The following is a 10,453-nucleotide window of genomic DNA, read 5'->3' on the forward strand; positions in this document are numbered from 1 at the left end:
AATTAGCTGCCTAGTTATTACCTCGGGTGAAAAAGCGAACCGTAAAAATTCTCAAACTAAGTGCCCAGGTCATCATTCCTTTGGTGCTCCTGGCCTTACCAGCCGATTTCTTCGACTCTGGCCAATCGCTTTGCCTGAGTAAAGTGCTGGCCGGTATAGAATGCTATGGTTGCGGCATGACCCGGGCTATTATGCACCTGATCCATTTGGAATTTGAAGCAGCTTATCATTTTAATAAACTATCTTTTGTAGTTTTCCCGGTAATCTCCTTTTTATGGACTCAGGATTTTCTGAAAGACTTAAAACTTGTGCGAAATGATATCCAACATCAGAAAGCTAAAGTTGCAGCATAAATTTACGAGAGCATAATAAAAAATAGGTTTCGAACAATATTTGGTAAAAAGCCCCGGCCGCTAAAGATCCGGGGCTTTTTTATGAGCACTTTTTCTGCCCGAAACCATACCATTTTCAAACAAAAAAGGATGGCTTACGGGCCATCCTTTTTGCTCTAAATCTAAAATCAAAAAAATTAAATATCGGTGCAGCATTCTTCCAGGCAATCTATCACGTCTATGAGTTTCGGAATAGAGAGGGAATAATAAATTTTGGTTCCAACCTTAAAAGAAGAAAGCACGCCTTTATCTTTTAAAGTAATTAAATGTTGGGAGGCAATGGCCTGGGGCAAATCAAGATATTGGTAAATTTCGGTAACCGTCATTTTATCTTCTTTACCCAAAAGGTCTACAATTGCGAGCCGCTTCGGATGCGCCAACACCTTCAGCATGGCCGCGGCTTTATCAATTTTCTTAGATTCCACTCTGGATAATAACGTTCTCATAACTTAAAAAATTTTAAAACAGGTTCATTTACTTCGCACTTTCACGTTAAAACGTCACAAAATACCGGCGCCGTTCCCTCACGCATTGTGCGATTCATAAATTAACCGTTACTTTAAGTTATGAACACTTTTCACGTTATCGGGCTGATGTCGGGCACCTCGCTGGATGGAGTCGACTTAGCATACTGTCGTTTTACGTTAGATAAAGGCAATTGGATATATAAAATATTAAATACTACTACCATTGAATATCCCAATGATTGGATTATTCGGTTAACCTCCCTCCCAACTGCTTCCGCGCTCCATTTTGTGGCTACCGATCAGGCCTACGGAAAATACTTAGGCCAGCTGGTTTTTGCTTTTATAAAAGCCAATAACCTGAAACCCGATTTCGTAGTGTCGCATGGCCACACGATTTTTCACCAGCCGGAAAAGCATATTTCCTGGCAATTGGGGCACGGTGCCTATTTAGCTGCTGCCGCCAATTTGCCCGTAATCTGCGATTTCCGCACGCTGGATATAGCTTTAAACGGCCAGGGTGCGCCTTTAGTACCCATCGGCGATGAACTGCTTTTTTCAGAATTCGATTTCTGCCTGAATCTGGGCGGCATTTCCAATATTTCATTCAGACACCAAAACCTGCGTATGGCCTACGATATTTCAGCCTGCAACATGCTGCTGAACATCCTGGCGAATGCGTTGGAGCTGCCCTACGACAAAAACGGCGAAATTGCCAGAAGCGGAAAATTGGATTCGCAGCTTTTAAAGGAGCTGAACGCGCCGGTTTATTTTTCCGCCAGTTTCCCAAAATCTTTAGGCAAAGAATGGGTAGATGATAATAGCCTGAAAAGTATTCTGCATGCTGAAAGTTCTATTCCCGACAAACTCCATACGGCCTGCCACCATATTGCTTTCCAGATTGCGCAAGCGGTTAAAACGGTAGGCAAAACGGCTGCAAAACCCAAAATACTGGTAACCGGCGGTGGCGCTTTCAACACGTTCTTAATTGAATTACTGCAAAATTACCTGGGCGAAGGATGCGAAATTGTGGTACCGGAACCCGAAGTAGTAAGTTTTAAAGAAGCCCTGATCTTTGCGTTCCTGGGCGTTTTGCGCTGGCGCAACGAAGTGAATTGTTTGCAAACGGTAACCGGCGCAGAAAAAGATAATGTAGGCGGCGCCGTTTATATGGCCTGAATTTAATTTAATTTACCCCACCCAACCCTCCCCTATTTTTGCCCTGACCCGGCAGTTAAAGCAGACCGCAATGAAGATTTGTCTGAATTGGGATTTATTGGATTAGGGGATTTAAGGATTATTATGGGAATCCGAATTTACAGAATTTGAGAATTATCGAAATTTCTCCCCAACTTCATCACACACCTATCGCCAGCGCAGCGTAACCTGAAAATCACGCAATTTGTGAAAGGAAACTAAAAAGAAGCTGACTACGAAGGCAAACCGATACCAGTTTCTGTGAGAGCGGCCTCCAAGCTTTCCGGTGCCGAGGAACGAGGCGGCCCGCAAGGGCAGGAAGGGTTGCAGCCGCGAACGCAGAAACGAAGCCACCCGGCTGGAGGGAGAAAGTTTAATTGAAAGTATAATGCTTGTAGCTAAGAACAGAAGCAAACTATGAAAACGCTATCCTTTTAAGCCTCAAAAATCTGTAGCAAACTTTCTTATTAACTTAAATAGATCCCTCCTATCGTCGGGATGACAACAAAAAAACGCTATGCTTTCAAACTAAAAAAGCCCATTACTAAACTTCACTACCCCTAAATAATATCACTCTCAACCCAAATGACAAAGTAAAGAACAATCAACATTTAACCTTCATACCATTTTTTGAATTCTTATCTTTGCGGCCAGAACCAATTACCTCTTTATAGATGAAAGAATTACTCGCCAAATTTGAGACCAAACGTCCGGAAATAGTTTTTGAGTGGAAAGATGCTGAAACCGAAGCCGAAGGCTGGGTAGTGATCAACTCGCTGCGCGGCGGGGCAGCCGGCGGTGGAACCCGCATGCGCAAAGGCCTGGATAAGCGTGAAGTAGAAAGCTTAGCTAAAACCATGGAAGTAAAATTTACGGTTTCCGGTCCGGCAATTGGCGGCGCCAAATCGGGCATTAACTTCGACCCGGCCGATCCGCGCAAACGCGGCGTGCTGGAGCGCTGGTACAAAGCCGTATTCCCGCTTCTGAAAAACTACTACGGCACCGGCGGCGACTTAAACGTGGATGAAATTCACGAAGTAATTCCGATCACCGAAGATTACGGTCTGTGGCACCCGCAGGAAGGCGTGGTAAACGGTCATTTCAACGCTACCGAACCGCAGAAAATAAACAAAGTAGGCCAGTTGCGTCAGGGCGTGATCAAGGTTATTGAAGACGCCAAGTTTACGCCTTCCTTAACCCGCAAATACACCGTAGCCGACATGATAACCGGTTATGGTGTGGCCGAAGCCGTGCGCCATTATTACCATATCTGGGGCGGCGAGCTGCAAGGCAAACGGGCCATTATCCAGGGTTGGGGCAACGTTGGCGCGGCAGCCGCTTATTATTTAGCTTCCGAAGGTGCAAAAGTTGTTGGTATTATCGACCGGAACGGTGGTTTAATGAAGCCCGAAGGTTTTTCTTTCGAAGAGATCAAGGAGCTTTTCCTGAACCGCCAGGGCAATACCCTTTTTGCCCCCGAAATGATACCGTTTGCCGAAATAAACGAGCAGATCTGGAAAATGGGCGCGGAAATTTTCATTCCGGCGGCGGCTTCCAGACTGGTTACCAAGGAGCAGGTACAGCACATGATGACCGGCGGCCTGGAAGTAATTTCCTGCGGCGCCAACGTTCCTTTCCAGGACCCGGAAATTTTCTTCGGCCCGACCGGCGAATTTGCCGATCAGAACGTTTCGGTTATTCCGGATTTTATTGCCAACTGCGGCATGGCGCGCGTTTTTGCGTACCTCATGGGCGACAACGTTGAAATTACCGACGAAGCCATTTTTACCGACATTTCTACCATTATCGGGAACGCTTTAAAGAAAACCTACACGCAGAAAATCAATAAAACCGAAATTGCCAAAACTTCCTTTGAGATTGCGTTGAGCCAGTTGCTGTAATTGAAACACTATTAAAGGTCATCCTGAGCTTGTCGAAGGAACTAACTGGTACTTCTATGGAATTCAAGCGAAGCAACGAATTCCTTTCTTATATGTTCGGTACACATTAGTTCCCTCTGAGCTACGCTCGGTCCTTTCGACCTCCGTCTCAGGAATGTTCGGGATGACTAAATAAGGTAAAATTCCTTCCCTACCCCTCTAGGGGGAAACAAATAAAAATGTGCCCGGAAGTAATTTCGGGCACATTTTTGCTTAAAAACGGTATGGTTTTCGGCCAAAAAACCGTTATTAGAGTATTACCTTTGCCAAACCCCGGTTTACGCATTTATGGACCTTCGCACTTTTCTCAGAACCGAATTCCTGAACAATACCATGGAGAATTACTTCTGGTTTGCGGGCATTCTGTTGTTCGGTTATTTGTTTAAAACCTTTGTTTCCAAGCTGGTATCGGAAATTATGTTCCGGCTGCTGAAGAAATATTCGCAGGACGTTACCAAGTTCGATTTCAAGCGTTTGCTTATTCAACCGTTAGAATTTCTTACGTTCCTGTTCTTCCTTTACATCGCTTTCGACCGGCTCAACTTTCCGAAATTCGACCTGCCGGCAAAAGAAGTTTATTACTGGAAAGGCATTTTCCTGCGGGTTTACCGCGCTTTCCTCATTATTTCCCTTACCTGGGTGGCGCTGCGGTTGGTAGATTTTGTGGGCCTGATCTTCATGAAACGGGCCGAGAAAACGCTTTCCAAAATGGACGACCAGCTGGTGCCGTTCTTCAAAGATTTCGGGAAAGTAATTGTGGTGATCATCGGTTTCCTGTTCATCATTTCCTTCGTTTTCGACCAGAAAGTGAGCAAGATCGTGGCCGGCCTGGGAATTGGCGGCCTGGCGCTGGCTTTTGCCGCGAAGGAAAGCTTAGAGAATTTGCTTGCGTCGTTTACCATTTTCCTCGATCAGCCTTTTACCGTGGGCGATCTGGTGCAGGTAGGCGAAATTACGGGTGTGGTGGAAAAGATCGGTTTCCGGAGTACCCGCATCAGAACATTAGAAAAAAGCTATGTAACGGTGCCGAACAAAAACATGATCGATAAACCCCTGGATAACTTAACCTTACGCACCTTCCGGCGCGCTAAATTCGATATTCACTTAACGTATAATACTACCTCGGAGCAAATCAAAAACATTGTAACCGAAATTCAGCAGTACATTCTGGACCACCCGCGCACCAACGACGAAGGCCGGGTGCGTTTCATGAACCTGGGCCCGAGTTCCAAAGATATTATGCTGCAATACTTTGTAGATACCATGGATTGGGACGAATACATCGATACGAAGCAGGAGATAAACTTCAAGATCGTGGAAATTGTAGAAAAGCATGGCGCGAGGTTCGCCTTCCCAACCACAACCCTGCACGTGGCCAAAGACGAAAAACCGGATCTGGGTCTGGAAAATAAGGATACGGAATAGTTGATTGTTGATTGTTGATTGTTGATTGACTTTTCAGGCTGGAAAGCCCAGCTTTTAAAACGTTTATCCTGCAAGTTTAGGCGCATCCGTAACTTGTGGGCTTGCAGGAATGATTTTTTAGGCTGGAAATGATAGCGTTTTTTTAAGCAAAAAAGCTTCCTGAGTCAGGAAGCTTTTTTGCTTTTATATGATGGTTCAGGTTTACTTACCAGCCTGCGCGGCGGCCACCTAAAACGTTGCCGAGAATAGAACCCAGCCCGCCGCCTAAAATTCCGCCGCCCATACCGCGTCTGCTCCCGCCCATTAAACCGCCTAAGCCGCCCAGTACAGAACCGAGCCCGCCGCCGCTGCCCATTGTTGAGCCGCCGCCCATCATGCCGCCTAAGCCGCCACGGTTCATACCACCGCCCATTACGTTACCAAGCAAACCGCCTAAGAGGCCACCGCCTAATAAACCGCCCATTCCGCCCATCATGCCACCGCCCCGGCGGCCGCCTCTTAATATCTGGGAAATTAAAATTGGCGCCGCAATGGCTAAAACGCCCTTCATTAAGCCGCTGCTCGGAATGCCCACTTTTTTCAGCATCTCGTCGAAACCTCCGCCGCCGGTTTGCGCAGTTGCGCCCAGCGCCTGCGGAGCAACTACTTCGCCTTTCCGGGCCGATTCGTCGGCTACTTCTACAAACTGCTTTAAAACGCCGTATTGCTGCTGGTTCACACCTAAATAATCGGCCATGCCTTTAATTAATTCTTCTTCCTCGCCGGTTAAATTGCCATCGGCTTTGGCAAAACTCATAATGTCGGTAATAAAGGTATACCGCAGATCGCTGCCTTTTAAAACATCGAGGCAGCGCTGTACATTAATGTTGGAAGGATCTTTTGCCACGCCTAAAACCGCCTGTTCCGATTCTGATGAAAGGTGCGCGGTTTTGCTCAAGGCCGAAAGAAACTGAAGTTCCTGTTCCGAAGCGTCATGATCGGCGGATGCAATGGAGGCGATCGCGCCCAGATAAGCGCCTTTTTCGGTGTCGGAATAATCTTTTAAGAGTTGTACTTCCTGGTTTTCCATAGTTTTAGCTTTGACGAATGGCGGTTGAAAAAAATATATTTAACGCGATTCGGCTAAACGGAATTGGGCAGGTTTCGTTGCTCGTTGTTCGAGTAGTTTTAGGAGGAAAAAGGATAGCGTTTTGAAGAATTATAGAAAAACGAATGTTCAGCATTTAATGGCCGGCTACCGTTTTCAGGTATAAAAAACCGGAAGCAGTTTTCCTAAACCGCTTTATTCGAATTGGCTACCAGTTCGTTTACGGCCGCAATTTCGGCGCGGGTAAATTCCCGCCACTGGCCGATCGGCAGCCCTTTCAGGGTAATGTTCATAATCCGGATGCGTTTCAGTTTTCTCACTTCGTAGTTCAGGTAGGCGCACATTCTTCTGATCTGCCGGTTCAGCCCTTGGGTTAAAATAATGCGGAAGGTATAATTATCGATCATTTCTACCTTGCATTTTTTGGTTACGGTATCCAGAATGGGCACGCCGTTGCTCATGCGCTTAATAAATTCGGGCGTGATCATTTTGTCTACGGTTACAATGTATTCTTTTTCGTGGTTGTTGCCCGCGCGCAGGATCTTGTTTACAATGTCGCCGTCGTTAGTTAAAAAAATGAGGCCTTCGGAAGCGCGGTCTAAACGCCCGATCGGAAAAATACGCGACGGGAACCGGATATAATCGATGATGTTGTCTTTGATCTGGCGTTCGGTGGTGCAGATAATACCTACGGGCTTGTTAAAAGCGAGGTAGAGTGGTTCGGGTTTTACGTTTATCTGACGGCCGTCAATTTTCACGCTGTCGCGGCTCGATACTTTGGTGCCCAGCTCCGGCTTTTTCCCGTTTATGGTTACCCGCCCCTGCTCGATCATTTTATCGGCTTCGCGGCGCGAACAGAAACCGGTATCGCTAATAAATTTATTCAGGCGGGTAAGTTCGTTTTGAGACATGAAGGTAAATATGGGTAAATAAATCTTGGGGCAGTTTTTCGGCCTGAAACCCTACCGTTTTTTTAAGCTTTACTGCTTTGGTCTGTGCACTGAAGATCAAGGCAAAACGTTTCTTTGGGTTTTTCTGGTTTAAACCATAGCATTTTAGCTACAGTTTATTTTCAAATTTCGACAACAAAAGCAATTTTCCAGCAAAAACACTACTTTTCTACCCGAAAAAATCAGAAATTAAAATACTGATCCTGCTCAATTTCGGCGGCTTTTTCTTCGGGTTTCTTTCCTTTCAGAGCATCAACCAGTTCCTGTTTTTCCTGCCGCAGGTCGTCTTTGAGCTTGGTTTTAACGCGTTCCTTGTCGTAGGCAATTTTGTAGTTGTTTTCGCTGCCTTTCAACGTCAGGAAAAGCGTAGGGCCACTGCTGGCCTGCACCACTTCCACGTTGCCGAAGCGTTCGTCTTTGTCGCGTTTTTTCTCACCTTTGGCCAGCGGAATGCGGAATTTATAATCCATTTTCTGATCGAAGGTGTGCGTGCCGGAAATGCCGATAACCGAAGCCCGCGAAACGTTGCTGCGGATTTCCATTTCCGGAATGTAAATTGTCTGATCCTGGATCCAGAAATGGTTCGTTAATTCCGAAAAGCGTAGGTTCGAAAGTTCGCTCCGATCTACAAAAGCCGAAAGTTTTTGCATGGGTTCGAAGTTGATAAGCTCGCCTTTTACCAGCGTCACGTTTATATCAGCCTCCATTTTATCGGTAAGCGGGTTAAGTTTGCTATCGAAATAAAGGTCGGATTTGATGTTGGCTGTGAGTTCCCCTTTTAAATGCCGTTGCTGCAAAAAGTTTTGACCGAAATTCTCGAACACGTAAAACAGCGTATCTACCCGGATGTCTTCGAGCCAGGCGCTGGTGCGCACTTTCAGGTAGTTTTTGCTGCGCGCATCCAGGCTGCCGCTCACCGAGAATTTGCCGCCCGAAACGTGAAGCGAAATATTGGGACTAGAAACCACCTGGTCTTTCAAACGCACCGTGCCTTTCACGTTTTTGCTGTGGAACCGGCGGAATTGCAGCCGTTTTATTCTGGCATTCAGATCAAAATCGAGTTTGGGAGAAAGGGCCAGTTTATATTCTTCCGGGGCAGTTTTGGCGCCCGAAACCGTAGCGTTTTGCGCACCGGCCGCCGCCAGAAGTTCATCGAAATTCAGGAAATCGGCATCGAAATCGGCTTCAATTCTTAAAGGCTGATCTTTCAGGAACACATAACCCAGGGCATTCTTAAAAAAGCCGTTCAGTTTAAAATCAGAGCTGCCCAGTTTGCCGGTAAAATCGGAAATGGCCACGTCGTTCCGGCGCAGCAGAAAGGTGCCGTTCAGATCCTGAAACGTTTGCGGGTGGGCTTTCAGGCTTAAAGTAGCATTTTGCAGCTGCAGTTCGCCCGAAGACCGGAGAATGTTGCTGGCCGGCCGTTTCTGAAAGTCACTTAAGCTGCCCTGGATGTTTACCTGCAATTTGGCCAGCCCGTTGCCGCTTTTAATTTCTTCCAGCGGGAAAATACCGAGTACGTGCGCAATCTCAAATTCGGCTTTGGCATCGAGCTTTAAATACGGGTTTTTAAAATTTCGGTAAAGCAGGTTGCCGCTGAAAGGTTTGCCGCGCAGGGTTCCGTGCAGGTTTTTCAATTCAATTTCCGACGTGGTGAGGTTGCGTTTTTTGCCGTTCGTAAACGTGCCTTCCAGGCTGATGTTTTCGAGTTTTTCTTTGTATTCGGGCTGAAAGAAAGAGGCATTTTTGCTTCCGAAATGAAAGGTAATACCCGGACTTTGTTTATCGGAAGCTTCGCCGGCAATGTGGCCATTAAAATACACGTTGCCCTGGCTCCGGTATTTGCTGAATTGTTTGGCATATTTACCCGGCAGCAGCGAAAGCAAACTTTGAATGTTGGTGTTGCGGCCTTTTAGTTTCAGGTCCAGAACCGTAGCGTTTTTATAATCTACATCGCCCTGCACCTCGTAGGCGGCGCGGCCCACGTTCACGACCGATGGCCGGATGGTGACTTTTTTATCTTTCACCCCTACCGTTAGCGCGGTTTGCAGCAAAATATCTTTGGCTTTGAAATAAGCATCGTTTTCGAGCTGAATGGCATGCACAAACAGATCGCCGTCGGCTTTTATATCTACTTTTTCGTCGGAAATGGCGAGGGCGGCGTTTAAGCTGCGGGCATTGGCCTGGTAACTTTGCTGCAAACTTTCGTCGGTATATTCCACCAAAACATCCTGCAGCGTTATTTTTTCGAGGTCGAATTTAAAGGCTTCGGAAGCTTGTTGTTTGGTGCTGTCTTCGGCAAAAACCAGGTAATTTACCTGGCCGGCTTCATTTACTTTTACAAAAACCTGCCCGTTCTGGAGGCTGCATTCGCGCACGCGGTAATGGCCGGAAATAATATCGCGGAGGTTGAAGGTAAAATAAAGGCGTTTACCGGAAGCCAGCGGCGTGGTTTCTTCGGGCAGAGAACCAAAAATGCGTACGTGATCTAAAGAAATGGCTACCTGCGGAAATTTTTCCCAAAGCGAAAGTTCTATTTTGCTAACTTCTACTTTGGTTTTTAAATGCCGGTTGGCTTCGGCCACAAATAGCTGGATAATTTTATCCTGGAACGCGTAAACCACACCCACCGCCGTAGCCGATAGCAAAATAAAAGCTGCTACGGCATACAGCACCACCCGGTAAAATACTTTTTTCTTCAAAATCGATACGGTTTTCAGGCTGGCAGCCAAAAGGTTAAAGATACAGCAGTTTTCAGAAGACTTCAAGCAGGAAACGCGCCAGAAATATTTTTTATTTTTTTTCGGTTTAAAATTTGGGATTTCCGATTCAACCCCCCATATTTGCATCACCAAAACGGACAACGGTTTGTTTTGCCGGAAACGGGGTGTTAGCTCAGCTGGTTCAGAGCACCTGCCTTACAAGCAGGGGGTCACTGGTTCGAATCCAGTACGCCCCACCATTTTAAAAGCCTTACGCTAAAACGTGAGGCTTTTTT

At 46.4% G+C, this 10,453-nt stretch carries 8 protein-coding genes and 1 tRNA gene; 5 read left to right on the forward strand and 4 right to left on the reverse strand.

Annotated elements, in window-relative coordinates:
- The first annotated feature begins 26 nt into the window (after window positions 1-26).
- Window positions 27-353: a DUF2752 domain-containing protein gene (locus I5M27_RS18760; protein WP_200507839.1), complete on the forward strand. Its 327-nt coding sequence runs from the start codon at window positions 27-29 to the stop codon at window positions 351-353.
- Window positions 354-529: 176 nt separating this feature from the next.
- Here the strand turns inward: I5M27_RS18760 and I5M27_RS18280 are convergent, their stop codons facing one another.
- Window positions 530-838 carry an ArsR/SmtB family transcription factor gene (locus tag I5M27_RS18280; protein ID WP_200507840.1) on the reverse strand — a complete coding sequence of 103 codons (309 nt, stop codon included), beginning with the start codon at window positions 836-838 and terminating at the stop codon, window positions 530-532.
- A gap of 120 nt (window positions 839-958) precedes the next feature.
- Between I5M27_RS18280 and I5M27_RS18285 the strand changes: the two genes are divergently transcribed.
- From I5M27_RS18285 to I5M27_RS18295, 3 genes are all read left to right on the forward strand, one after another.
- Window positions 959-2,035: an anhydro-N-acetylmuramic acid kinase gene (locus I5M27_RS18285; protein ID WP_200507841.1), complete on the forward strand. Its 1,077-nt coding sequence runs from the start codon at window positions 959-961 to the stop codon at window positions 2,033-2,035.
- Window positions 2,036-2,727: 692 nt separating this feature from the next.
- Window positions 2,728-3,954, forward strand: coding sequence for a Glu/Leu/Phe/Val dehydrogenase dimerization domain-containing protein (locus I5M27_RS18290; RefSeq protein ID WP_200507842.1), 1,227 nt, complete (start codon window positions 2,728-2,730; stop codon window positions 3,952-3,954).
- A 327-nt stretch (window positions 3,955-4,281) separates the two neighbouring features.
- The gene (locus I5M27_RS18295) at window positions 4,282-5,418 is read left to right on the forward strand and encodes a mechanosensitive ion channel family protein (protein ID WP_200507843.1); all 1,137 of its coding nucleotides are present in this window, start codon (window positions 4,282-4,284) and stop codon (window positions 5,416-5,418) included.
- A 205-nt stretch (window positions 5,419-5,623) separates the two neighbouring features.
- On the opposite strand, the gene I5M27_RS18765 is transcribed toward I5M27_RS18295, so the two are convergent.
- The 3 genes from I5M27_RS18765 to I5M27_RS18310 form a co-directional block, all read right to left on the reverse strand.
- On the reverse strand, window positions 5,624-6,487 hold the full coding sequence (locus I5M27_RS18765) for a TerB family tellurite resistance protein (RefSeq protein WP_200507844.1): 864 nt from the start codon (window positions 6,485-6,487) through the stop codon (window positions 5,624-5,626).
- Window positions 6,488-6,690: 203 nt separating this feature from the next.
- Window positions 6,691-7,416, reverse strand: a complete 726-nt coding sequence (gene rluF / locus I5M27_RS18305) for a 23S rRNA pseudouridine(2604) synthase RluF (RefSeq protein ID WP_200507845.1) — start codon at window positions 7,414-7,416, stop codon at window positions 6,691-6,693.
- Between the two features lie 221 nt (window positions 7,417-7,637).
- Window positions 7,638-10,157 carry an AsmA-like C-terminal region-containing protein gene (locus I5M27_RS18310; protein WP_200507846.1) on the reverse strand — a complete coding sequence of 840 codons (2,520 nt, stop codon included), beginning with the start codon at window positions 10,155-10,157 and terminating at the stop codon, window positions 7,638-7,640.
- A gap of 182 nt (window positions 10,158-10,339) precedes the next feature.
- Between I5M27_RS18310 and I5M27_RS18315 the strand changes: the two genes are divergently transcribed.
- Window positions 10,340-10,417: transfer RNA gene (locus tag I5M27_RS18315), tRNA-Val, on the forward strand.
- The last annotated feature ends 36 nt before the right edge of the window (window positions 10,418-10,453 follow it).

The organism is Adhaeribacter terrigena (assembly GCF_016623615.1).
Taxonomy (GTDB): domain Bacteria; phylum Bacteroidota; class Bacteroidia; order Cytophagales; family Hymenobacteraceae; genus Adhaeribacter_A; species Adhaeribacter_A terrigena.